The sequence below is a fragment of the Microbacterium sp. X-17 genome (assembly GCF_039615055.1).
The window spans coordinates 301,417-325,005 of record NZ_JBDHNI010000002.1 but is presented as its reverse complement, the minus strand read 5'-3'; the positions used below and the strand labels follow the sequence as shown (position 1 = coordinate 325,005).

General features: G+C 72.2%; 19 protein-coding genes. 6 read left to right on the top strand and 13 right to left on the bottom strand.

Translation table 11 applies throughout. The features are described from left to right. The first annotated feature begins 142 nt into the window (after positions 1 to 142). The gene (locus tag ABCS02_RS09955; protein ID WP_345836324.1) at positions 143 to 1,936 is read left to right on the top strand and encodes a phosphoenolpyruvate carboxykinase (GTP); all 1,794 of its coding nucleotides are present in this window, start codon (positions 143 to 145) and stop codon (positions 1,934 to 1,936) included. Positions 1,937 to 2,092: 156 nt separating this feature from the next. Here the strand turns inward: ABCS02_RS09955 and ABCS02_RS09950 are convergent, their stop codons facing one another. Beyond that, the gene (locus ABCS02_RS09950; RefSeq protein WP_345835479.1) at positions 2,093 to 4,045 is read right to left on the bottom strand and encodes an ABC transporter ATP-binding protein; all 1,953 of its coding nucleotides are present in this window, start codon (positions 4,043 to 4,045) and stop codon (positions 2,093 to 2,095) included. Positions 4,046 to 4,133: 88 nt separating this feature from the next. Here ABCS02_RS09950 and ABCS02_RS09945 point away from each other — a divergent pair, with 88 nt between their 5' ends. Both ABCS02_RS09945 and ABCS02_RS09940 read left to right on the top strand, forming a co-directional pair. Next, a complete protein-coding gene (locus tag ABCS02_RS09945; protein ID WP_345835478.1) occupies positions 4,134 to 5,075 on the top strand; it encodes an ABC transporter ATP-binding protein in 942 nt (313 codons plus the stop codon). Next, positions 5,072 to 5,950: an ABC transporter permease gene (locus tag ABCS02_RS09940; RefSeq protein ID WP_345835477.1), complete on the top strand. Its 879-nt coding sequence runs from the start codon at positions 5,072 to 5,074 to the stop codon at positions 5,948 to 5,950. The genes ABCS02_RS09945 and ABCS02_RS09940 overlap by 4 nt, the downstream gene beginning before the upstream one ends. A gap of 16 nt (positions 5,951 to 5,966) precedes the next feature. Here the strand turns inward: ABCS02_RS09940 and ABCS02_RS09935 are convergent, their stop codons facing one another. The 5 genes from ABCS02_RS09935 to ribD form a co-directional block, all read right to left on the bottom strand. Beyond that, positions 5,967 to 6,320 (bottom strand): Fe-S protein, encoded by a 354-nt coding sequence (locus tag ABCS02_RS09935; protein ID WP_345835476.1) that lies wholly within the window; start codon positions 6,318 to 6,320, stop codon positions 5,967 to 5,969. Positions 6,321 to 6,497: 177 nt separating this feature from the next. Then, positions 6,498 to 6,983 carry a 6,7-dimethyl-8-ribityllumazine synthase gene (gene ribH, locus ABCS02_RS09930; protein ID WP_345835475.1) on the bottom strand — a complete coding sequence of 162 codons (486 nt, stop codon included), beginning with the start codon at positions 6,981 to 6,983 and terminating at the stop codon, positions 6,498 to 6,500. After that, positions 6,980 to 8,254, bottom strand: a complete 1,275-nt coding sequence (ribA, locus tag ABCS02_RS09925; protein WP_345835474.1) for a GTP cyclohydrolase II — start codon at positions 8,252 to 8,254, stop codon at positions 6,980 to 6,982. Before ribA ends, ribH begins: the two co-directional genes overlap by 4 nt. Then, positions 8,251 to 8,901 (bottom strand): riboflavin synthase, encoded by a 651-nt coding sequence (locus tag ABCS02_RS09920; protein WP_345835473.1) that lies wholly within the window; start codon positions 8,899 to 8,901, stop codon positions 8,251 to 8,253. Before ABCS02_RS09920 ends, ribA begins: the two co-directional genes overlap by 4 nt. Beyond that, positions 8,901 to 9,926, bottom strand: a complete 1,026-nt coding sequence (ribD, locus tag ABCS02_RS09915) for a bifunctional diaminohydroxyphosphoribosylaminopyrimidine deaminase/5-amino-6-(5-phosphoribosylamino)uracil reductase RibD (protein ID WP_345835472.1) — start codon at positions 9,924 to 9,926, stop codon at positions 8,901 to 8,903. The genes ABCS02_RS09920 and ribD overlap by 1 nt, the downstream gene beginning before the upstream one ends. A 355-nt stretch (positions 9,927 to 10,281) precedes the next feature. On the opposite strand from ribD, the gene ABCS02_RS09910 reads away from it, so the two are divergent. Both ABCS02_RS09910 and glpK read left to right on the top strand, forming a co-directional pair. Next, a complete protein-coding gene (locus ABCS02_RS09910) occupies positions 10,282 to 12,009 on the top strand; it encodes a glycerol-3-phosphate dehydrogenase/oxidase (RefSeq protein ID WP_345835471.1) in 1,728 nt (575 codons plus the stop codon). A gap of 251 nt (positions 12,010 to 12,260) precedes the next feature. Beyond that, positions 12,261 to 13,781, top strand: a complete 1,521-nt coding sequence (gene glpK / locus ABCS02_RS09905) for a glycerol kinase GlpK (RefSeq protein WP_345835470.1) — start codon at positions 12,261 to 12,263, stop codon at positions 13,779 to 13,781. 256 nt (positions 13,782 to 14,037) lie between these two features. On the opposite strand, the gene ABCS02_RS09900 is transcribed toward glpK, so the two are convergent. Both ABCS02_RS09900 and ABCS02_RS09895 read right to left on the bottom strand, forming a co-directional pair. Then, a complete protein-coding gene (locus ABCS02_RS09900) occupies positions 14,038 to 15,459 on the bottom strand; it encodes an MFS transporter (protein WP_345835469.1) in 1,422 nt (473 codons plus the stop codon). After that, on the bottom strand, positions 15,460 to 16,320 hold the full coding sequence (locus ABCS02_RS09895; RefSeq protein ID WP_345835468.1) for a DNA-formamidopyrimidine glycosylase family protein: 861 nt from the start codon (positions 16,318 to 16,320) through the stop codon (positions 15,460 to 15,462). A 325-nt stretch (positions 16,321 to 16,645) separates the two neighbouring features. Between ABCS02_RS09895 and ABCS02_RS09890 the strand changes: the two genes are divergently transcribed. Continuing rightward, on the top strand, positions 16,646 to 17,470 hold the full coding sequence (locus tag ABCS02_RS09890) for a hypothetical protein (RefSeq protein ID WP_345835467.1): 825 nt from the start codon (positions 16,646 to 16,648) through the stop codon (positions 17,468 to 17,470). A gap of 88 nt (positions 17,471 to 17,558) precedes the next feature. On the opposite strand, the gene trpS is transcribed toward ABCS02_RS09890, so the two are convergent. The 5 genes from trpS to sdhA all read right to left on the bottom strand — a co-directional run bounded on the left by trpS (position 17,559) and on the right by sdhA (position 23,574). Next, positions 17,559 to 18,563: a tryptophan--tRNA ligase gene (trpS, locus tag ABCS02_RS09885; RefSeq protein ID WP_345835466.1), complete on the bottom strand. Its 1,005-nt coding sequence runs from the start codon at positions 18,561 to 18,563 to the stop codon at positions 17,559 to 17,561. 62 nt (positions 18,564 to 18,625) lie between these two features. After that, a complete protein-coding gene (locus ABCS02_RS09880; protein WP_345835465.1) occupies positions 18,626 to 19,474 on the bottom strand; it encodes an exodeoxyribonuclease III in 849 nt (282 codons plus the stop codon). An 88-nt stretch (positions 19,475 to 19,562) separates the two neighbouring features. Further along, a complete protein-coding gene (locus ABCS02_RS09875; RefSeq protein WP_345835464.1) occupies positions 19,563 to 20,930 on the bottom strand; it encodes a YihY/virulence factor BrkB family protein in 1,368 nt (455 codons plus the stop codon). 59 nt (positions 20,931 to 20,989) lie between these two features. Beyond that, entirely contained in the window at positions 20,990 to 21,769 is a 780-nt protein-coding gene (locus tag ABCS02_RS09870) for a succinate dehydrogenase iron-sulfur subunit (RefSeq protein WP_345835463.1), read from the bottom strand. Then, positions 21,769 to 23,574 (bottom strand): succinate dehydrogenase flavoprotein subunit, encoded by a 1,806-nt coding sequence (gene sdhA, locus ABCS02_RS09865; protein WP_345835462.1) that lies wholly within the window; start codon positions 23,572 to 23,574, stop codon positions 21,769 to 21,771. Before sdhA ends, ABCS02_RS09870 begins: the two co-directional genes overlap by 1 nt. Positions 23,575 to 23,589: the final 15 nt, after the last annotated feature.

Genomic DNA, 23,589 nt, shown 5'->3' with positions numbered 1-23,589 from the left:
GTCCTTTCGCGAAAGAACTCGCTCGGGCGAGCGAAGGTGGATAGCGTCCCCCGCGATCCCTACGAAGAGGAGTGAGCCCATGGCTCTTGCAGACACTGTCGCGTCCCCGTCGTCGGACGGAGCATCATTCCCCTACGCCGGCATGGCCGGGCTCGAGGAGCTGACCGCCTGGGTCGACGAGGTCGCCGCCCTGACGAAGCCGGACCGCATCGAGTGGATCGACGGCTCGCGCGCTCAGCACGACCGGATGCTCCGCCAGATGGTCACCGAGGGCAAGCTCATCAAGCTCAACCCCGAATGGCGGCCGGGCTCGTACCTCGCCCGCTCGCACCCGAGCGACGTCGCGCGCACCGAGAGCCGCACCTTCATCGCCTCGCAGCGCGAGGAGGATGCCGGTCCCACGAACAACTGGGCCGACCCGACCGAGATGCGCGCCACGCTGAACGGCGTCTTCGACGGCAGCATGCGCGGCCGCACGATGTACGTCGTCCCCTTCTCGATGGGGCCCGTCACGGGGCCGTTCTCCCGCTACGGCATCCAGCTCACCGACAGCGCGTACGCGGTCGTCTCGATCGACACGATGACCCGCGTCGGGAGCGCCGTCGTGGAGCGGATCGCGGAGGGCGCACCCTGGGTCCGGACCGTCCACTCGGTCGGCGCCCCGCTGCAGCCCGGCCAGCAGGATGTCTCGTGGCCGTGCAACGAGGAGAAGTACATCGTCCACTACCCGGAGACCCGTGAGGTGTGGTCGTACGGGTCGGGCTACGGCGGCAACGCGATCCTCGCGAAGAAGTCGTTCGCGCTGCGCATCGCGTCGGTCCTGGCGCGCGACGAGGGATGGCTCGCCGAGCACATGCTCCTCATCCGCGTCATCAGCCCCGAGGGCAAGGCGTACCACGTCGCCGCGGCGTTCCCGTCGGCGTGCGGAAAGACGAACCTCGCGATGCTCCGGCCGACGATCCCCGGATGGCGCGTCGAGACGCTCGGCGACGACATCACGTGGATCCGTCCCGACGCGGACGGCCGCATGTGGGCGCTCAACCCCGAGGCCGGCTTCTTCGGCGTGGCGCCGGGCACGGGCGAGTCGACGAACGTCGCCGCGGTCGAGACGCTGTGGGGCAACACGATCTTCACGAACGTCGCGCTCCGGCCCGACGGCGACGTGTGGTGGGAGGGTCTCACCGACACCCCGCCGGCGAACCTGATCGACTGGCAGGGCAACCCGTGGACGCCGGCGTCCGGCCGTCCCGCCGCCCACCCGAACTCGCGCTTCACGGTGGCAGCCTCGCAGTGCCCGCAGATCGCCGAGGACTGGGAGGCGCCCGAGGGCGTCCCCCTCGACGCGATCCTCTTCGGCGGCCGTCGCGCCACGAACGTGCCGCTCGTGGTCGAGTCCACGAGCTGGACGCACGGCGTCTTCCTCGGGTCGACGATCTCGTCCGAGCGCACCGCCGCGGCGGAGGGCACGGTCGGCGAGCTGCGTCGGGATCCGTTCGCGATGCTGCCGTTCTGCGGCTACAACATGGCCGACTACTTCGGGCACTGGGTGCGCGTGGGCCAGGGCCTGCGGTACGGCGCCGCGCCGCGGATCTTCCAGGTGAACTGGTTCCGCCGGGGCGCCGACGGCCGCTACCTGTGGCCCGGGTTCGGCGACAACTCGCGTGTCATCGAGTGGATCATCCGGCGGATCGAGGGCAGCGCGCCCGCCGCCGAGACGCCGCTCGGCCGTGTCCCGCGGGTCGACGACCTCAACCTCGAGGGCCTCGACGTCCCGGCCGAGGACCTCGCCGAGCTGTTCGCGGTCGACCCCGCGTCGTGGCTCGAGGAGGCCGCGCTGACGGAGGCGTTCTACGACACCTTCGGAACGAAGGTGCCCGCGGCCCTGCGCGCGGAGCTCGAGGCCCTGCGTTACCGCCTCCGCGCCGTCGCCTCCTAGCCCGCGCCAGGCCTCGGGGCCCGGGCACCCTGTGGCTCCGGCCTCCGGGCCGGGGCACCCTGTCGCCGAGAACGCGCTTGTGTCACGAAAACGGGACGTTTTCGTGACACAAGCGCGTTCTCGCGTGGGGGTGGCCGGGGCTGACGGGGCCGGGGGTCAGACGAGGAGCTGGTGGCGGGCCAGGTCGCGGTAGAGCGGCGTGGAGGACACGAGCTCGGAATGGGTGCCTTGGCCGACGACGCGGCCGTGGTCCATCACCACGATGAGGTCGCTGTCGACCACGGTCGACAGGCGGTGCGCGATCACGATGAGCGTGCGCCCCTCGGCGACGGCGTCGATGGCGTCCCGCATCCGCTGCTCGTTGAGCCCGTCGAGGGATGAGGTCGACTCGTCCAGCAGCAGGACGGGCGGTGCAGCCAGGAGCGCGCGCGCGATCGCGAGCCGTTGGCGCTCGCCGCCGGAGAGCATGACCCCGCCCTCGCCGACCTCGGCATCGAGCCCCAGGGGGCTGCGCTCGAGCACCTCGGTGAGGTTGACGGCGTGCAGCACCCGCTCGCAGTCGGCATCCGTCGCGTCGGGCGACGCGAGGCGGAGGTTGTCGGCGATCGAGCCCGCGAGGGTCGGCGCATCCTGCTCGACGTACCCGAGCCGGCTACGGAGGTCGTCGCGAGCGAGTGAGCGGATGTCGACCCCGTCGAGGAGGATCGCGCCGCCGGTCGGGTCGTAGAAGCGCTCGATGAGCGCGAGCGTCGTACTCTTGCCGGCGCCGGACGGCCCGACGAGCGCGATCCGCGACCCGCGGGGGACCGCGAACGACACGCCGCGGAGGACGTCGTCGTCGCGCTCCTCGAGCTCCGGCGCCCGCTCGATCACGGATGTGTCCACGCGGACGCTCTCGAGCAGCCCGAGGGCCTCCGACTCCGCCGTCCGCCGGGCGGCCACGACCGCCTGCGGGTAGCGGAACCGCACCTCGCGGAACTCGATCGCGACATCCCCGCCCGGTGACGAAGGGAGGAGATGTGAGGAGGGGAGGACCGATTCGTGCGGATCCGTCCTCCCGTCGTCACTTTTCCTCCCGTCGGTGCGGGCGGATGCCGCGGCGGCGGCGTCGTCCTGCGTCTCGGTCGGAAGGTCGAGGACCTCCTGGATCCGGCCGAGCGCGCCGAGCGCCTGGCCCACCGACGTGAGGGCGCCGAAGAACGAGCCGAGCGGGACCACGAGCATGAACAGGAACATGATGAACGTGACGAGGCTCGCGATCGTGATGTCGCCGTTCGCGACGCGGTAGCCGCCCACCCCGAGGACGACGAGCAGCGAGAGCTGCAGCGCGATCCCCGCGATCGGCACGACCAGCGCCGAGGCCTTCGCGATCCCCACACCGGCGTCGTACGCCTGCCGCGCCTGCGCGGTGATCGCCTCGGCCTCGCGCTCGGTCGCCCCGGAGGCCCGCACCGTGCGGATCGAGCCGACCGCGCGCTCCACCCCCGACGCGAGCGCGCCCACCCGGTCCTGCTGCACGCGCGTCGCGCGGCGGATCCGTCCGCTGAGGAGCGTCACGACCGCGATGGATGCCCCGATCACGATCACGATCAGGCCCAGCAGCACCGGGTCGAGCAGCACCATCGCGATGAGCGCGCCGACGAAGATGAGCGCGTTGCCGACGGCGTCCGCGAGTCCCTGCGTGAGGACCGCGTAGAGAAGGGTCGTGTCGGTGCCGACGCGCGAGACGAGGTCGCCCGTGCGGCGGGCGTCGAACTCGCTGATCGGCAGGTGCAGGATGCGCGAGATCAGGCGGCGACGGCTGGAGAGGACGACGGCCGTGCCGGTCCGCTGCAGGAGGTAGTGCTGGTAGCCGTTGATGACGGACGACAGGATGACGAGCGCCACGAGCGCCCAGACGAGCCAGCCGAGCGCGTCCCCGGCCTGGACCCGGGTGATGACCTGACCGACCAGGAGCGGCTGGAGCAGCGTCGCGACCGCGCCGAAGACGCTCAGGATCGCGACGACGACGAGCACGCCGCGGTGCTCGAAGAGGAAGGGGAGCAGCTGCCGGAACGTGGCACGCGGGCCGCTCTCGGCGCGACGGCGTCCGCGGAGGATCGATGACATGGATCTTCTCGATTCGGGGGGATCTGACACGAATAGCCTCGCACGCGCGCGTCATCGACGCGTTCGGCGGCGACGCTAGGGTGGTGCGGTGGTCGAACCCGTCATCCACGCCGAGGACCTCGTCAAGGCGTACGAGGTGCCGGGCGAGCGCGACTTCATCGCCGTCGACGGGCTGTCGTTCGACGTTGAGCCGGGGGAGTCGTTCGGCCTGCTCGGACCGGACGGATCCGGCAAGTCCACCGTGATGCGCATGGTTGCGGCGGTGTCGTCCCGCACGGGCGGCCGCCTCAGCGTGCTCGGCCTCGAACCGGACGACCACGCGCCGGAGATCCGCTCCCGGCTCGGGATCGTGCCGCAGCAGGACACGCTCGACGTCGAGCTGACCGGGCGCGAGGCGCTCGTCACGCACGTGCGGCTGTTCGGCGTGCCGCCGCGCATCGGCCTCCGGCGGGCCCGGGCGCTGCTGACCGCGGAGGGCCTCGAGGACACGATGAAGCGCACGATCGAGGACCTCGACGCGGGCGTGCGCCGCCGGCTCGCAATCGCGCGGGCGCTCGTGAACGAACCGCGGATCCTCCTCGTGGACTCGCCCGGCGAGGGGCTCGACGCGACCGATCGGGCGGCCGTGCACGGTGCCCTGAGCCGCATCCGCGAGACTGGCATGACGATCCTCCTCGGCACCCGCGACGCCGAGGAGGCCGAGAAGCTCTGCGACCGCGTCGCGCTCGTCGACGGCGGGCGGGTGCTCGCGGCGGGGCATCCCGACGCGCTCGTTCGCGAGCACACGAGCCGGGAGGTGCTGGAGCTGCGCTTCGGCGTGGGCCGCACGATGCAGGCCGCGCGGCAGCTGTTCGGGATCGGCGACCGGCTCGCCACCCTCGCCGACCGCGTGCTCGTCTACGCGGACAACGGCGAGCGCGTGTGGGCGGGCGTGGTCGAGCGCGGCCTGCAGCCGGCGAGCTCGCTCGTGCGCCGGTCGAACCTCGACGACGTCTTCCTGCGGCTCACGGGAAGGACCCTGGCGGCATGACCGCGTACGACGACCGGCGCGATGCGGCGCGTGCGGCGATCCCGTCCCTGGACGTACTGCGCGCGGAGGCGCTGGAGCGCGGGCGCGCGACGCGCCGGTTCGGCGTCTGGTACGCGGCCGACCATCTCCTCCGGGCAACGCGGGCGCGCGGCTGGGTACTCGTGCTGAGCGCGTTCGCCCAGCCGCTCGTCTACCTCATGGTGTTCGCGCTGGGGGTGTCCGCACTCGTCCCCGCCCTCGTCGACAGCGTCGAGACGACCGTTCCGTACGCCGACTTCATCGCGCCGGCGTTCCTCATGACCGCCGCGATGACCGTCGCCACCGTCGAGTTCTCCTCGGCCGTGCGGCGCGGGTTCTCCGGCCGCCGTATGTACGCGACGCTCGCCTCGACCCCCGTGCGTCCGGGGCAGGTCATGGACGGCATCGTGCTGGCGGGCCTGTTCCGGATGCTGCTGGTATCCGCCGGGTTCTACCTCGTGCTGGTCGTGTTCCGGCTCGTGCCGACGCCGAACACCGGCTGGTTGTCGGTCGGGATCGCCGCGCTCGGCGGTCTCGCGTACGGTATGCCGCTGATGGCATGGACCACGCGGCTCCGTCGCGGCGCGGCCTGGTTCCCCACGGTCCGCGAGTTCCAGTTCGTCGTGCTGTTCCTGCTGTCCGGGACGGTCTATCCGCTCGCGGCGCTGCCGGGCTGGCTCACGTGGATCGGATGGTTCTCGCCGCTGTGGCACGCGTCGGAGCTCGGCCGGATCGCGACCTATGGCAGGACCGCCGATCCGCTCGGCATCGTCGGCCACCTCGTGTTCCTGGTCGCGTTCGCGGTCGTCGGGTACGTGCTCGCGCGCCGCGCGTTCGTCCGCCGCGTGCGCGAGTAGCCGCCCCCGCGGGGGCTCAGTTCCAGAGAAGCGCGATGGTGGCGTTCGTGAGGGTGAGGATGCCGACGAGCCAGAACAGGACCGGCGGCACCTTGCCGGTGCGGCGCTGACGGGCCAGTCCGATCCCGAGCACGGCGCCGATCACGACGAGGATCAGGAGCTTCGTGCCGAGCTTGATGTAGTTGAGCGGCTCGGTGAGGCCCCAGGGTGCGGCGAGGATCAGGCCTGCGGCGCCCGCGATCGTGAGGCCCCAGGCCATGAGCCGCGTGAGGCTGCGGCGCCGCGAGACGACCTCCACGACCCACGACCCGAACAGGATCGCGAAGCCGACGAGGTGGATGAGCACGACGATCCCACGCAGAATCTCCATCCCCTCACGCTACGGCCCCCCTCCCGCACCCGCCAGCAAGGTCCCCCTCACCCTGAGAACGCCCGTATGTCACGAATGGCGGCCCATTTCGTGACAAAAGCGCGTTCTCGCGGTGGGGTGGACAGGCCTGGGGGCCGGAGCCGGGACCGGGGGTCAGACCCGGGCCGGGGGTCAGGGTCAGGCGGGGCGGAGGGCGCGGAGGGCGCGGAGGGAAAGGGCGGTGCGGAGGGCGGCATCCGCAGCCTCGGCGCCCTTGTCCTCCTTGGAGCCCGGAAGGCCCGCGCGGTCGAGGCCCTGCTGCTCGTCGTCGAGGGTGAGGACCCCGAACCCGACGGGCTTGCCGGTGTCGAGCGCGACCCGGGTGAGGCCGTCGGTCGCGGCCGACGACACGTACTCGAAGTGCGGCGTGCCGCCGCGGATGATCACGCCGAGCGCTACCACCGCATCCGCCCCCGCCTCGAGCGCCGCCTTGCTCACGACCGGCAGCTCGAACGAGCCCGGCACCCGCACGATCTCGTGCGTCGCGCCGGCCGCGTCGAGCGTCCGGGTCGCGCCGGCGATGAGGCCGTCCGTGATCGTGTCGTGCCAGGTCCCGGCGACGACGACGACCCGCAGGCCTCGTCCGTCGACGGTTTCCCGCTCCGGTGCTCCGTGTCCGCTCATGCGCCTGCCCCCTCGTGCATCTGTGCGATCGCCGCGGCGAGGTCTTCTTCGCCGATCAGGTGTCCCATGCGGTCCCGCTTGGTCTCCAGGTACTGGTGGTTGTTGGGGCCGACGCCCACGACGAGCGGCACCTGCTCGACGACGTCGAGCCCCCACTCGCGCAGCTGCGCGACCTTGTCCGTGTTGTTCGTCAGCAGGCGCACCTTCTCGACGCCGAGATCGGCGAGGATGCCGGCGGCGGCGGCATAGTCCCGCACGTCCGCCGGGAGGCCCAGGGCGAGGTTCGCGTCGACGGTGTCGAGGCCCTCCTCCTGGAGGCTGTACGCGCGCAGCTTGTTGATCAGACCGATCCCGCGGCCCTCGTGACCGCGCATGTAGACGACGACGCCGCCGTCCTTCGCGATCGCGGCGAGCGCGGCGTTCAGCTGCGGGCCGCACTCGCACTTGAGCGAGCCGAAGACCTCGCCGGTCAGGCACTCCGAGTGCACGCGCACGAGCGGCGCCTCGTCCGTCAGGTCGCCGGACACGATCGCGATGTGGTCGGTCCCGGTCCCGCGGTCCTTGTACGCGAGCACGCGGAAGTCCCCGTGCGACGTCGGCAGGTTCGCCTCGGCCCGCAGGCTGACGCGGCGCCGCTGGCTCGCGGGCGCGGGGGTCCCGGCGTCGTTCGCCTCGAGGTGCGCGACGAGCTGCTCGATCGTGACGACGAGGATCCCGTCGCGCGCGCCGAGCTCGAGGAGCCCGGGCAGCCGCATCATGCTGCCGTCCTCGGCGACGACCTCCGCGATCGCACCCACCGGGGGGAGCCCCGCGAGCTGCATGAGCTCCACCGCGGCCTCGGTGTGGCCGCCGCGCTCGCGCACGCCGCCGTCGACGGCGCGGAGCGGCAGGACGTGACCGGGGCGGATGACGCTCGCCGGCGTCGACTGCGCGTCGGCGAGCACGTTGAGCGTGTGCGCGCGGTCGCTCGCGCTGATGCCGGTGCTCACGCGGTCCGCGGCATCCACGCTCACCGTGTACGCGGTGCCCCGGGAGTCCTGGTTCACCGCCACCATCGGCGGCAGGTCGAGCCGGTCGGCCCAGTCCGCCGGCATGGGCGCGCAGATGAAGCCGCTCGAGTGACGCACGGTCCAGGCGATCCACTCGGGCGTCGCGAGAGCGGCCGAGAGGATGACGTCGCCTTCGTTCTCGCGGTTCTCGTCGTCCGCGACGATCACGGGACGACCCGCGCGCAGCGCGTCGAGGGCTTCGGGGATGGTGGCCAGGCTCATGACCTGCCTCCTTCGGATCGGGCTGAGCCCGGGCTCCCGGGCGGTGTGAAGCGGAGCAGACGCTGGACGTGGCGCGCGAGGATGTCGGTCTCCAGGTTGACCTGGTCGCCGACCTCGCGGGCGCCGAGAGTGGTCGCGGTGAGGGTCTCGGGGATGAGCGAGACCTCGAACCACGGGGCGGGGTCGCCGGCGTCGCTCACGGCGCTGACCGTGAGCGAGACGCCGTCGACGGCGATCGAGCCCTTGTCGACGACGAGCGGGGCGAGGTCCTCGGGGAGGGAGAAGCGGATGACGCGCCACCGGTCGCCGGGGCGGATCTCGCTCACGCGGCCCGTGCCGTCGATGTGGCCCTGCACGATGTGTCCGCCGAGGCGGCCGTGCGCGGCCGTCGCGCGTTCGAGGTTGACGCGCGAGCCGGGGGTGAGGCCGCTGAGCGCGGACATGTCGAGCGTCTGCCGCATGACGTCCGCCGTGAACCGTCCCGGCGGCAGGTCGACCGCGGTCAGGCAGACGCCGCTGACGGCGATCGAGTCGCCGTGCGCCGCGTCCTGGGTCGCGACGTCACTGCGCACGGTGAGGCGGACGCCGTCGCCCGAGGGCGCGATCTCGAGGACCTCGCCGATCTCCTCGACGATCCCGGTGAACATCAGGCGCCTCCTCGGACGACTCGGGCACGGAACAGCAGATCGGGGCCGAGGGGCGTGACCTCCGCGGTCTCGAGCCGGACGGCATCCGCGATCGAGCCGACGCCGATGTCGTCGAGCGCGACGCGGTCGCCGCCGACGAGCACGGGCGCCACGTACGCGAGCACCTCGTCGGCGAGGCCCGCGCGTACGAACGCGCTCGCGACCGTGGGGCCGCCCTCGACGAAGACCCGCTGCACGCCGCGCGCGCGGAGATCCTCGAGGACGGCGTCGAGGTCGTCCCCGGCGAAGAAGACGGGAGTGCGCGGATGCTGCCGCACCGCCGCGCTCTCGGGCGTCGGCCGCCGGCCGAGGATGACGGGGAGCGGCTGCGCGGGGTAGAGCGAGCCGTCGTCCCGGCGCGCGGTGAGGGCCGGGTCGTCGGCGAGCACGGTGCCGACGCCGGCGACGATCGCGTCGGCCGCGGCGCGGCGCGCATGCACGTCGGCGCGCGCGGCGGGCCCGGTGATCCACCGGCTGGAGCCGTCGGCCGCGGCCGCGCGGCCGTCGAGGCTCTGGGCCCACTTCACGGTCACGTGCGGGCGGCCGAGTCGCTGGACCTCGAGCCATCCCGCGATGAGCGCCGTCCCGTCCTCGGCGAGGAGCCCGGCCTCGACCTCGATCCCGGCCGCGCGGAGCGTCTCACCGCCGCCGGTGGAGATCGCGTTCGGATCGGCGACCGAGTACACGACGCGCGCCACACCCGCCGCGATGAGCGCCTGCGCGCACGGACCCGTGCGGCCGTGGTGGTTGCAGGGCTCGAGCGTCACGATGATCGTCGCGCCGCGCACCTCCTCCTCGGAGAGGCCGGAGAGCGCGTCGATCTCGGCGTGCGGCGTCCCCGCGCCGCGGTGCCAGCCCTCGGCCAGCACGTCGCCGTCGGGGGAGAGGAGGACGGCGCCGACCTGCGGGTTCAGCCCGGCGGGCCCGTGCGTCGCGATCTCGAGCGCGCGCATCATCGCCGCGAGCTCCACCGCTGTCGCCGTCATCCGTCGTCCTTCGTCCCGGGCGTCCCGGGAGCGAGGCCGAACGGCGCCGCGAATACGCGGCGCTCATGCTGCCTCCCATCCGGACTCGCGACGGTCTCTCGTCGCATCACCGTCGGTCCCGGAATTCCACCGGATCGACGCTCCCGACCGTCTAACAAGAGGGTCGCGAGCGCTCGCGGACTGTCACCGCCGGTTCGGATTCTCACCGACCCCGGAGCACGCTGATACACGCAGCTTACCAACGCCGTCTCCGCGTGGATTCATTCCGTCCTGCGCTCGCCTGTCCGTGGGGGGTGCGAGGATGACCGGGACGGTCGATCGCTGCGGGCGGGCCCCGCCCGCGAAAGGGGATGCCATGACCTCCGCCGACTCCTCGGTGCGGCCCGCGTTCGCGGCGCTCGCGGCCGCGCCGCGCGCCGAGGTCCTCGTGATCGGCGGCGGCGTCAACGGGCTCGCGGTGTTCCGCGACCTGGCGCTGCAGGGGGTCGAGGTCGTGCTGGTCGAGCGCGGCGACTTCGCCGGGGGCGCCTCCGCGGCGTCGTCCCACATGATCCACGGCGGCATCCGCTACCTGGAGAACGGCGAGTTCCGCCTCGTGCACGAGGCCGTCACGGAGCGCAATGATCTCCTGCGCACGGCGCCGCACTACGTCCGGCCGCTGCAGACGACCATCCCGATCTTCGCCACGTTCTCGGGGGTGCTCGGGGCGCCGTTCCGGTTCCTGCGGCACGGGCAGGGGCGACGGGCCGAGCGTGGGGCGATCCTTATCAAGATCGGGCTCGTCATCTACGACTCGTTCTCCCGCGGCGGCGGCCGGGTGCCTGCGCACGCGTTCCACGCGCGGCGGCGGTCGCTGCAGACCCAGCCCGATCTCAACCCGGCCGTGAAATACACGGCGACCTACTGGGACGGCTCGCTCGTCGATCCCGAGCGGCTCGCCCTCGACGTGCTGACCGACGCGCTCCGCGACGGCGGGAGCCGCGTCCGGGCGGCGAACTACGTCGAGGCCGTCGACGCGCGCGACGGGCTCGTCGTGCTGCGGGATGCCGAGACCGGCGTCGAGGTGCCGTTCGCGGCATCCGTCGTGGTGAACGCGTCGGGGCCGTGGACCGACGTGACCAACGCGGCGCTCGAGCAGCCCACGCGGTACATGGGCGGGACCAAGGGGTCGCACATCGTGCTCGACCACCCGGAGCTGCTCGCCGCGACGCGGGGACGCGAGATGTTCTTCGAGCATCGCGATGGGCGGATCGTGCTGATCTACCCCCTTCGCGGCCGCGTCCTCGTGGGCACGAGCGACCTCGAGCACGACATGTCCGAGCCGATCCTGTGCACCGAGGCCGAGGTCGACTACTTCCTCGGCCTCATCGGGCACGTCTTCCCGCGGATCCCGGTCTCGCGCGAGCAGATCGTGCACCGGTTCTCGGGCGTGCGCCCGCTGCCCGGCCACGGCGACCTCGCGCCCGGCTTCGTCTCGCGTGACTACCGCGTGGAGGAGACCGAGGTCCTCGGCTCCGCCGGCCGGACCCGGCTGGTCAGCGTGATCGGCGGGAAGTGGACGACGTTCCGTGCGCTCGGAGAGCGCGTGACCGACGACGTGCTCGCGATCCTGCGGCGGCCGCGGACCGCGACCACCCGCCACCGCCCGATCGGCGGCGGAGCGGGCTTTCCCCGGACCGAGCGGGCCCGGCAGCAGTGGGTCGCCGAGCAGGCGCGTGGCGCCGTGCCGCGCGAGCGGGTCGCGGTGCTGCTCGAGCGCTACGGCACGCGGGCGGCGGCGGTAATCGCGGCGATCGGGGCGGATCCCGCGGATGCTCCGCTCGGGTCCGCGCCCGGGTACTCGACGGGCGAGCTGCGGCACCTCGCCGCGACCGAGCACGTCGTGCACCTCGAGGACCTCCTCCTGCGGCGCACGGGCCTCGCGTTCCAGGGCCAGGCGACCCCCGAGGCCGCCGCCGAGGTGGCCGCGGCCGTGGCGCCGGTCCTGTCCTGGGACGCGGCCCGGGTCGAGGCCGAGGTCGCGCGCGCGCTCCGCGCCGTCCGTGCGGCGTATCCCGCCCCTGCATCCCCCGTCCCCGCCTGAGCCGCCGTGCGCCCGCGCGCGCCCACCCGCCCACGCGCTGGTGCCCGCGCCGGGGGCCGTACACGCTGGTGCCCGCGCCGGGGCCTGCACAACTCCTGCACTCCGCCGTGGGACCCCGGCGTGTCGCGGTGCCGAGGCTCCGCGGGGCTCGGGCTGCAGGAGTTGTGCGCGGCGGGGGTCGGCGGCGCGGGCCGGGCGGGTAGCGTCAGGACACAGCGGCACGGGCGTGAGGCCCGGGAGGGAGCGGCGACGTGGCCGGACACGTGATAGCCCTCGACCAGGGCACGACCTCCACACGGGCGATCGTGTTCGACGCGCAGGCGCGCCCGGTGGGGTCGGCGCAGCGCGAGCACCGGCAGATCCTGCCCCGCGCGGGGTGGGTCGAGCACGACGCGACGGAGATCTGGACCAACGCGGAGTGGGTCCTCACCTCGGCGCTGAGCGCCGCCGGGGTCGCGGTCGCGGACGTCGCCGGCATCGGCATCACCAACCAGCGCGAGACCGCGATCGTCTGGGACCGCCGTTCCGGGAAGCCGGTCCATCACGCGATCGTGTGGCAGGACACGCGGACGCAGCCGCTCATCGACGAACTCGCCGCCGACGGGGGCACGGACCGGTTCGCGACACGTACGGGCCTGCCGCTGGCCACCTACTTCTCCGCCTCGAAGATCGCGTGGATCCTCGACAGCGTCCCCGGCGCGAGGCACGCCGCGGAGGCGGGCGACCTCCTCTTCGGCACGCCCGACACCTGGCTCGTCTGGAACCTCACCGGAGACCGCCGCGGCGGTGCGCACGTCACGGATGCCACCAACGCGAGCCGGACGCTCCTCATGGACCTCGAGACCCTCGACTGGTCCGACGAGCTCCTCGCGGCCTTCCGCATCCCGCGCGCCATGATGCCTCGGATCGTCTCCTCGTCCGAGGTCGTCGGCGAGGTGCAGCATCCGGGCCCGCTCCGCGGCATCCCGGTCGCGGGCATCCTCGGGGACCAGCAGGCGGCGACCTTCGGTCAGGCTGCGTTCGGGCCCGGGGAGTCGAAGAACACGTACGGCACCGGCAACTTCCTCCTGGTCGGCACGGGGGAGAAGATTGTGCACTCGCGCCACGGGCTGATCACGACCGTGGCCTATCGGCTGGGTGACGGCCCCGCGCACTACGCGCTGGAAGGTTCGATCGCGGTCACCGGGTCGCTCGTGCAGTGGCTGCGCGACAACCTCGGGATCATCTCCGAGTCGTCCGAGGTGGAGAAGCTCGCGGCGTCCGTCCCGGACGCCGGCGGCGCGTACTTCGTGCCCGCGTTCTCCGGGCTGTTCGCGCCGTACTGGCGGCCCGACGCGCGCGGCGCGCTCGTGGGGCTCACGCGCTTCGTCAACCGTGCGCACATCGCGCGCGCGGCGCTCGAGGCGACGGCGTTCCAGACGCTCGACGTGATCGGCGCCGCGGCATCCGACACCGGCGTGCCGCTCACCGAGCTGCGCGTGGACGGCGGGATGACGCGGAACGACGACCTCATGCAGTTCCAGGCCGATCTGCTGGGCATCCCGGTCGTGCGACCCGCGGTCATCGAGACGACCGCCCTCGGCGCGGCCTACGCCGCGGGCCTCGCGACCGGCGTGTGGCCCGATCTCGACGCGCTGCGCGGCCTGTGGCGCGAGGATGCGCGGTGGGAGCCGCGGATGGATCCGGCGACCCGCGACCGTCGCGTCCGCCTGTGGCACAAGGCTGTCGCCCGGACCCTGGACTGGGTCGACGACGACGTCCGCGCCCTCTGACCCCGCCCCGCCGCGTTTACGGCCCGTGCCCGCGTGGCTCTGCCCGCGTCGCTCTGCCCGCCCGCGCCCGCCTGTCCCGCCCGGCCGCGCCCGCCTGTCACCCACCCACGTGAGAACGCGCGTATGTCTCAAATGGGGCCCCTTTTCGTGACACAAGCGCGTTCTCGCGGTGAGGGGGCCGGGGCCGGAGGCGCGGGTGAGTGGGCCTGGGGAGGGGCCCGGGAGAGGGGGGCGGGGCGGAGGCGCGGGAGAGGGGTCAGGCGGGACGGCGGACGGCCAGCAGCGACAGCACCGCGCTGGCCGCGGCGACGACCGCGGGCAGAGCGAACGAGAGCAGGAACGCGCCGGGGGAGGGCTGCCCCGCGGCGGGGCCGCCCTGCACGATGCCCGTCGTGAGGATCACCGCGATCACGGTGGACGCCGAGGTCGTGCCCAGCGTGCGGGCCAGCGCGTTCACACTGTTCGCCGATGCGGTCTCGGTGACCGGCACGGCGCGCCCGATGATCATGGGCATCCCGGCGAACGACAGCCCGATCCCGAGGCCGAGCACCAGTCCGACGACGAGGATGTGCCACACCTCGGTGTGGAGGAACAGCACGAGCACGTAGCCGGCGAGCATGACGAGGGCGCCCGCGATCATGAGGGGCCGTCCGCCGAACCGGGTGCCGAACACGGCCGCGAGCGGTGCGGCGGCGACCTCTCCGACCGCGCCGATGGCGAGCACGAGTCCGGCGCCCAGCAGTGGCAGACCCAGGCCCGCGCCGCCGTCCGTCGCGGGCAGCTCGAGCAGCTGCGGCAGCGAGATGGTGCACGCGTAGTAGGCGAACCCCGCCGCGACCGTGGACAGGTTGGTGAGCAGCACGACGCGCCGCAGCGTGGTGCGGAGATCGACGAGCGGACTGGATGCCCGCCACTGGTATCGCGCCCAGACGACGAGGATCACCGCTCCCGCCGCCGCGCATCCGGCGATCCACCAGCCGTTCCACGTGCCGATCTGCGACACCGCGAGCAGGACGCCGGTGATGCCGGCCGTCAGGCCGACGGCCCCGATGACGTCGACCGTGCCGGATGCCCGGATGCGGCCGGCCGGCACGACCGCCAGGACGAGCAGCAGATCGACCAGGCCGACCAGCACGGCCATCCAGAAGAGCCAGCGCCAGTCGAACAGCTGGGTGATGAGCGCGCCGAGCGGCAGGGAGATCGCCCAGCCGAACGCGAGTCCGCCGCTGATCACCGCGAGGCTCGTGGGCACCCGGCGCGCCGGGACGATCTCGCCCACCATCGCGAACCCCAGGGGCGTAAGCCCGTACGCGATGCCCTGCAGCGCGCGTCCGACGATGAGCGTCGTGACGTCCTGTGCGAGCGCTGCGACGATCGAGCCGACCACGAGCACCAGCAAGAGCGCCACGGCGATGCGCCGCTTCCCGAAGAGGTCGCCGAGGCGACCGGCGATCGGGCCGGCGACGCACGAGGTGAGCAGGGTCGCGGTCACCACCCACGCGGTCTGCTCGCGGCTGGCATCCAGCAGCGCCGGCAGGTCGGACTGGATCGGCAGCACGATGCCCTGCATCGAGCTCGCGGTCGTCGCGGCGAGGGCCAGCACGGCGGTGACGAGCACCCAGTGCCGACGGGTGCCCGTCGCCGCTCCAGCGGGCTTCGGGAGGCGCTCGACGGCCATCTACTTCAGCAGGCGCGAGAGCCGGCGGTCGGCGAGGAGCTTGCCGCCGGTCTGACAGGTCGGGCAGTACTCAAGCGAGTTGTCCGCGAAGAAGACGCTGCGCACCTCGTCTCCGCAGACCGGGCACGACTCGCCGCGGCGCCCGTGGACGCGCATGCCGCGGCGCTTGGCATCCTTGAGGTCGGCGGGGGGCTTCCCGGATGCCGTGGCTACGGCATCCGTCAGCGTCTCGATCATCGCGGCGTACAGGCGGTCGACGTCGGCCTCCTCGAGACTCGCGGCGAGCGCGTACGGGGACATCTTCGCGGCGTGCAGGATCTCGTCGGAGTATGCGTTGCCGACGCCCGCGATGATCGACTGGTCGCGGAGCACGCCCTTGATCTGGGTGCGGCGGCCGGCCAGGAGGGCGGCGAACGCATCACGGCCGAAGCCGGGATCGAGAGGGTCAGGGCCGAGGCGGGCGATGCCGGGGACATCCGTGGGATCCCGTACGACCGAGACCGCCAGCGACTTCTTCGTGCCGGCCTCGGTCAGGTCGAACCCGGAGCCGTCCGAGAGGGCCACGCGGAGGGCGATGGGTGTGCGGCCGGGCTTGAGTACGGTCGTCGGGAGCGTGTCGTACCAGCGCAGCCAGCCCGCCTTCGCGAGGTGGAACACGAGGTGGATGTCGCCGGCCGTGACGTCGAGGAACTTCCCGTGCCGGGTCGTGCCCCGCACTGTCAGCCCCTGGAGCGCCTGGACCGGCGGGTCGAAGGTCTTCAGCGCGGCGATCGCCACGACCTGGACCTTCGTGATCTCGAGCCCGCGCAGCCGTCCGTCGAGGTACTCGACGAGCCCCTGCACCTCCGGCATCTCCGGCATGCGCCCCATCCTCCCACGCCCCCTCGGCCCCACGGCCGCGCCCGAGCCCGCACAACTCCTGCAGCCACGCGCCCGCCACTCGCGCGTGGCGGGCACAACTCCGGCAGTTCGGCGGCTTCGGGCCTGAAACGGCCCGTATCGGGCCCCGTCGTGGCGGAAAGCAGGAGTTGTGCGGGGCCGTGGCCGAGGCTGACGCGGTGCGTGCAGGAGTTGTGCGCTGGCGACGAGCGCGGCGACCCCTCCCCGGAGGAGCGGCGGGCGCGCGAATCCCACAGATGTCACGGCAGCGCGATTACGGCCGCGGTCGACGGGGGAGTCTCGGCGGATGAATACCGACATCGTCTCCGTCCCGTGGCGCGGCTATCGGGAGCTGCGCGCGGCCGGCTGGTCCCGAACGCAGATCGACGGCGCCGTCGCGACCGGCACGCTCGTGCGGGTGCGACGTGGGCGCTACCTTCCGCCCGACGCGCCCCCTGTCGTCGTCGAGGCGGTGCGGCACGGTGGCCGCCTCGATTGCATCTCCCTGCTCGCGCACCTCGGCGTGTTCGTGTTCGACTCCCAGACCCTGCATGTCCAGTTCGATCGAGGGGCGAGCCGGCTTCCGCCGCGGTCTTCGTCCGTCGCGCACTGGCGGCGCTCGAGCGCGGGAGAGGCCGATACGGCGACGGGTCTCAGGGAAGCGCTCGCGCAGGCCTGCCGATGCCAGTCGCCCCGCCACGCCGTGGCCACGCTCGACAGCGCCTGGCATCGCGGGTTCGTCGATGAGGTCGACGTCGCGGATGTCTTCGCACGTCTCCCGGCCCCGTTCGGCGTCGTTCGGAAGCATCTCGATCCTCGCGCGGAGGCGGGGACCGAGTCGCTCGTCCGCCTCATGCTGCGCGGTCTGGGCGGTGACGTTCGGGTCCAGGTCGACATCGCGACCGTCGGCCGCGTCGACCTCGTCGTCGGCGACTGGTTGATCGTCGAATGCGACAGTCGCGAGTTCCACGGCGGGCCTGCCGAGCAGCAGCGCGATCGGCAGCGCGACCTGGCAGCAGCAGCCCTGGGGTACACGACCCTGCGCCTGCTGGCCGAGGACATCCTGTACCGGCCGGAGCGGGTGCTCGCCGCGCTTCGCGGCATCCTGTCCTCCCGCTCGACCGCCGCATAACTCCGGCAATCCGGCCGTGAAGCGGCCCGATCCGCGGCATTCCGGCCCGCGGCGTCGAGGAGTACAGGAGTTGTGCGGGCGCGGCGGATCAGACCCGACGGAGGAGGCCGACGCGGTCGTACACCGCCGACAGCGTCGCGGATGCCACGGAGGCCGCGCGGTCCGCGTTCGCGGCCAGCACGCGGTCGAGCTCCGCGGGGTCGGAGAGCAGCTCCAGCGCGCGCTCGCGCACGGGCCCGAACTCCGCCACCACGACCTCGGCCAGGCCCTTCTTGAAGTCGCCGTAGCCCCGGCCCGCGTACTCGTCTTCGATCGAGGGGATCTGCCGGCCCGAGAGCGCCGCGTAGATCACGAGCAGGTTCGACACCCCCGGCTTCGCCTCGCGGTCGTACCGCACCGAGCCCTCACTGTCCGTCACGGCCCGCATGATCTTCTTCGCGCTCGCCGACGGCTCGTCGAGGAGCCACAGCACACCGGCATCCGACTCGGACGACTTCGACATCTTCGCGGTCGGGTTCTGCAGGTCGTAGATGCGGGCCGTGTCCCGCTGGATGACGGGCGTCGGCACCCGGAACGTCTCGCCGTACCGGGAGTTGAACCGCTCGGCGAGGTCGCGCGTCAGCTCGACGTGCTGCTTCTGGTCATCGCCGACCGGCACGATGTCGGTCTGGTACAGCAGGATGTCGGCGGCCATGAGCACCGGGTAGGTGAAGAGGCCGACCGAGGTGGCATCCGCCCCGTAGCGCGCGGACTTGTCCTTGAACTGCGTCATCCGCGCGGCCTCGCCGAAGCCCGTCATCGTCGACAGGATCCACGCGAGCTCGGCGTGCGCGGGGACGTGCGACTGCACATACAGCGTCGAGCGCGCCGGTTCGATCCCCGCGGCGATGTACTGGGCGGCGGTGCGGCGGGTCTTCTCGCGGAGCTCGGCCGGGTCGTTCGGCTGCGTCAGCGCGTGGAGGTCGACGACGGAGAAGAACGCGTCGTACGACTCCTGCAGGTCCCGCCACTGCATGAGCGCCCCGATGTAGTTGCCGATCTGGAGGGAGTCGGCGGACGGCTGCATACCGGAATACAGGCGGGATTTGGGCACCCGGCAATCCTATCGGCGGCGGATGCGGCGCTCTCCGGTGCTCTCCGGCGTGCGCTGCCGGGTCACCGGCCGAGGCGGTAGTCCGCCACCACGGGCGCGTGATCGCTCCAGCGCTCACCCCACGAGGGCGCGCGCACGATGCGGTAGTCCTCCACTCGCTCCGCCAGGGCGGGGGTGGCGACGTGGTAGTCGATCCGCCAGCCGGTGTCGTTGTCGAACGCCTGGCCGCGCATCGACCACCACGTGTACGGTCCGTCGACCTCGCCCGCGAACCGGCGGCCGACGTCGACCCAGCCGAGGCCCGGTCCGGTGGACCCGTCGACTCCCGTCACCTCCTCGCCCTCCGGCCCGAAGAAGCGGTCGAAGTACGCGCGCTCGCGCGGGAGGAACCCCGCCTTCTTCACGTTGCCGCGCCAGTTGCGAATGTCGAGCTCGCGGTGGCCCACGTTGAGGTCGCCCATGATGAGGGCGAGCGCTCCGCCCCGCGCGAGCTCCGGCATCCGCGCCGTCATCGCGTCGAGGAATGCGTACTTCGCGACCTGCTTCGGCGTGCCGTCCTCGCCGGAGTGCACGTACGCGCTCACGATCGTGATGGTCTCGCCGCCGATCTCGAAGTCGGCCTCGACCCAGCGGCCGGCGTCGTCGAGGGCCTCCTGGCCGAAGCGCTTGCGCACCGCGGCGGCGGGGCGGCGGCTGGCGATCGCGACGCCCGCGCGCCCCTTCTCGAGCGCCTCGTCGTTCACGACCTCCCAGCCAGGCAGCGCCGCGGCGAGGTGTGCTTCTTCGCCGCGCACCTCCTGCAGGGCGAGGATGTCGACGTCCGCGCCGGCGAGCCACTCGAGCATCCCCTTCCGGGCGGCGGCACGGATGCCGTTGACGTTGACGGAGGCGATGCGGATGCGGTCGGGCACGACGGCCAGCCTAACCACCCCCTCCGACCCCCAGGACCCGCGCCCCCTCACCCCGAGCCCCCTCACCGTGAGAACGCGCGTATGTCCCTTATGGGCGCCGTTTTTGTGACACAGGCGCGTTCTCGCGGGGGTGGGGGCCGGGTGCGCCGCGCGTGGGGTCGGGCGCCGCCGGCGCAGGGGCGGACGTCGCGGACCCGGACTCCGCGCGTGCGGACTTCGCGCGGGACCGGGCGGAGGACCCCGCGGAGGACCCCACGGGGGCGGAGGTCACCTCGGCCAGGGCGCGCTCGGCGCGCGTGACCGCGGCGCGCGCCGGCACCCTCCGCCACCACGGGGCGCTCGCGGCCTCGGCCTGCGCCTCGCGGAGCCGGACGCGCGCCGCGGTCAGGAGCGCCGCCTGCTCGGCGGCCGCCCGATCCTCCGCGGAGACCTCGACGAGCGGAAGGTCGCGGTCGAGCGTGGCGACGGCGATCCACGCGGCCGTGACGAGCAGCACGATCCCGTTGAGCCGGAACCAGAGGAGGAAGCCGATGAAGATCGCGAACGTCGCCAGCAGTGGATTGCTCGGCGTGTAGCTGAGGAGGAATCCGGCGCCGATCTGCAGGACCACGATCGCCGCGCCGCCGACGAGAGAGCCGGGCCAGATCCGCTCCCAACGCAGCGACGTGCCGGTGAGGAGGCGGAAGAGGAAGGCGAGGGCCACCGCGTTGATCCCGAACGCGACCAGGAGCGTGAGCACGCGCACGAGCGTGTTGAACCACTCGCTGCCGACGTCCCACCCGAAGATCCGGAACACGAGGTGCAGCGCCCACGTGCCCACCTGCCCGAGGGCCGCGCCGACAAGGAGGGAGACCCCGTAGGCGAACGCCGCCAGCAGGTCGCGCGCCTTCAGCAGCACATAGCTGCGGCGATCGTACGGCAGCCCGAAGATGTTCCGGACCGCCCGCCGCGCGAACGTCACGAAGCCGATCGCGGTCCAGACGACCACGACCACGGCGATCCCGCCGGTGATGCTCAGGAGGCTCGTGCTGCTGGCCGCGACGTCATGCACCTGCTCCGGCTTGATCAGCCCGTGGTCGCTGATGAGGCCCGGGATGTAGTCGTTGATCAGCGAGATCAGGCGATCCACCGCCTGGGTGCTGCCGCCGAGCCAGATGCCGACGAGCGCGAACACGAGGTAGATCGCGGCGAAGATCGCGAACAGCGACTGATAGCTCACGCCCGCGGCGAGGAGGAACCCGTCGTGCTGCAGGAAGCGGCGCCAGACGCGCACCGGGAACCAGGCCATCGTCCGGCGCGTGATCCGCGTCGCGCGCTCCACCGGCTCCTCGAAGCGCTCGCGCAGCCGCACCTCGGCGGATTCCCACCGTTCGTGCCACTCCTCGCCGCGCGCGCCGTTGCCGGCATCCACCGGCACCGATGCCGGGGCCTTCGCTGCGCGTCGTCGGGAGCCCACCCTCTCAGGCTAGCGACGGCCTTCGCGCCCGGACGCATGCGCCGGCGCGCATGCGCGTCTCAGCCGCGGAGGACCGCCTGCTTGACCTCGGCGATCGCCTTCGTGACCTCGATGCCGCGGGGGCAGGCCTCGGTGCAGTTGAAGGTCGTGCGGCAGCGCCACACACCCTCCTTGTCGTTGAGGATGTCGAGGCGCACGCCGGCAGCGTCGTCGCGCGAGTCGAAGATGAAGCGGTGCGCGTTCACGATCGCGGCGGGGCCGAAGTACTGACCGTCGGTCCAGAACACGGGGCAGGACGACGTGCACGCGGCGCACAGGATGCACTTCGTCGTATCGTCGAAGATCGCGCGGTCGGCGACCGACTGGACGCGCTCCTTGCCCTTCTCGGGCGCGCTGCCGGCGATGAGGAACGGCTTGACCTCGCGGTAGGCCGCGAAGAACGGCTCCATGTCGACGACGAGGTCCTTCTCCAGCGGCAGGCCCTTGATGGCCTCGACGTAGATCGGCTTCGAGATGTCGAGGTCCTTGATGAGGGTCTTGCAGGCGAGCCGGTTGCGGCCGTTGATGCGCATCGCGTCGGAGCCGCAGATGCCGTGGGCGCACGAGCGGCGGAATGTCAGCGACCCGTCGACCTCCCACTTGATCTTGTGGAGGGCATCGAGCACGCGGTCGGTGGAGTACACCTCGACGTCGTAGTCGACCCAGCGCGGCTCGGCGTCGACCTCCGGGTTGAAGCGCCGCACGATGAACGTCACGAGGAACGACTGGATGCCGCTGTCCGCGGCGGTCGCCTCGTCCTCGATGTGGTCGTACGCCTCGAGAGTCGCTGCAGACGACATCAGTACTTCCTCTCCATCGGCTCGTAGCGGGTCACGACGACCGGTTTCCAATCCAGGCGGATGTGGTCCTCGGGCTTCGACGAGTGCGGGTCGCCGGTGAGGTAGGACATCGTGTGCTTCATGTAGTTCTCGTCGTCGCGCTTCGGGAAGTCGTCGCGCATGTGACCGCCGCGGCTCTCCTCGCGATTGCGGGCGGCGACCACGACGACCTCGGCGATGTCGAGCAGGAAGCCCAGCTCGACCGCCTCGAGCAGGTCGGTGTTGAAGCGGTGGCCCTTGTCGTCGACGTGGATGCTCTTGTAGCGCTCGCGGAGGTCCTCGATGACCTCGAGCACCTCGCTGAGCGACTCCTTCGTGCGGAACACCTGGGCCTTGCGGTCCATCTCCTCCTGCAGCGTCTTGCGGAGGACCGCGATGCGCTCGGAGCCGGGGTTTTTCCGGAGGCCCTCGATCAGGTCGCGGACGTCCTTCGCCGGGTCGTCGGGCAGCGGGACGAGCTCCGCGGTCTGCACGTACTCGACCGCGTTGATGCCGGCGCGCTTGCCGAACACGTTGATGTCGAGCAGGGAGTTCGTGCCGAGACGGTTCGAGCCGTGCACCGAGACGCACGCGCACTCGCCCGCGGCGTACAGGCCGGGGACGACGGTGTCGTTGTCGATCAGCACCTCGGCCTTGACGTTGGTCGGGATGCCGCCCATCGCGTAGTGCGCGGTCGGCATGACCGGCACGGGCTCGACGACGGGGTCGACACCGAGGTAGGTGCGGGCGAACTCCGTGATGTCGGGGAGCTTGGTCTCCAGCACCTCGGCGCCGAGGTGGGTGCAGTCGAGGAGCACGTAGTCGCGGTGCGGGCCGGCGCCGCGACCCTCCGCGACCTCCTGCACCATGCAGCGGCTGACGATGTCGCGCGGGGCGAGGTCCTTGATCGTGGGCGCGTAGCGCTCCATGAAGCGCTCGCCCGAGGCGTTGCGCAGGATCGCGCCCTCACCGCGGGCGCCCTCGGTGAGGAGGATGCCGAGGCCGGCGAGGCCCGTCGGGTGGAACTGGAAGAACTCCATGTCCTCGAGCGGGAGCTTCTTGCGCCAGATGATCCCGACGCCGTCGCCGGTGAGTGTGTGCGCGTTCGAGGTCGTCTTGAAGATCTTGCCGAAGCCACCGGTCGCGAAGATGACGGCCTTCGAGTGGAACACGTGCAGCTCGCCGGTGGCGAGCTCGTACGCCACGACGCCCGCGACCTGCGTCGCGCCGTCGGCATCCTTCACCGTGATGAGGTCGAGCACGTAGAACTCGTTGAAGAAGTTGATGCCGAGCTTGACGCAGTTCTGGAACAGCGTCTGCAGGATCATGTGGCCCGTGCGGTCGGCGGCGTAGCACGCGCGGCGCACAGGGGCCTTGCCGTGGTCGGCCGTGTGGCCGCCGAAGCGCCGCTGGTCGATCTTCCCCTCGGGCGTGCGGTTGAACGGCAGGCCCATGTTCTCGAGGTCGATGACGGCGTCGATCGCCTCCTTGGCGAGGATCTCCGCCGCGTCCTGGTCGACGAGGTAGTCGCCGCCCTTGATCGTGTCGAAGGTGTGCCACTCCCACGAGTCCTCTTCGACGTTCGCGAGGGCCGCCGCCATGCCGCCCTGCGCCGCGCCCGTGTGCGATCGCGTCGGGTAGAGCTTGCTGATGACCGCCGTCTTCGCGCCCGGGCCCGCCTCGATGGCGGCCCGCATCCCGGCGCCGCCGGCGCCCACGATGACGATGTCGAACTGGTGGTAGTGCACGCCGTCCTTGACGACGTCGCCGGTGGTGTCCGCACTCACGGGATGGATGCCTTC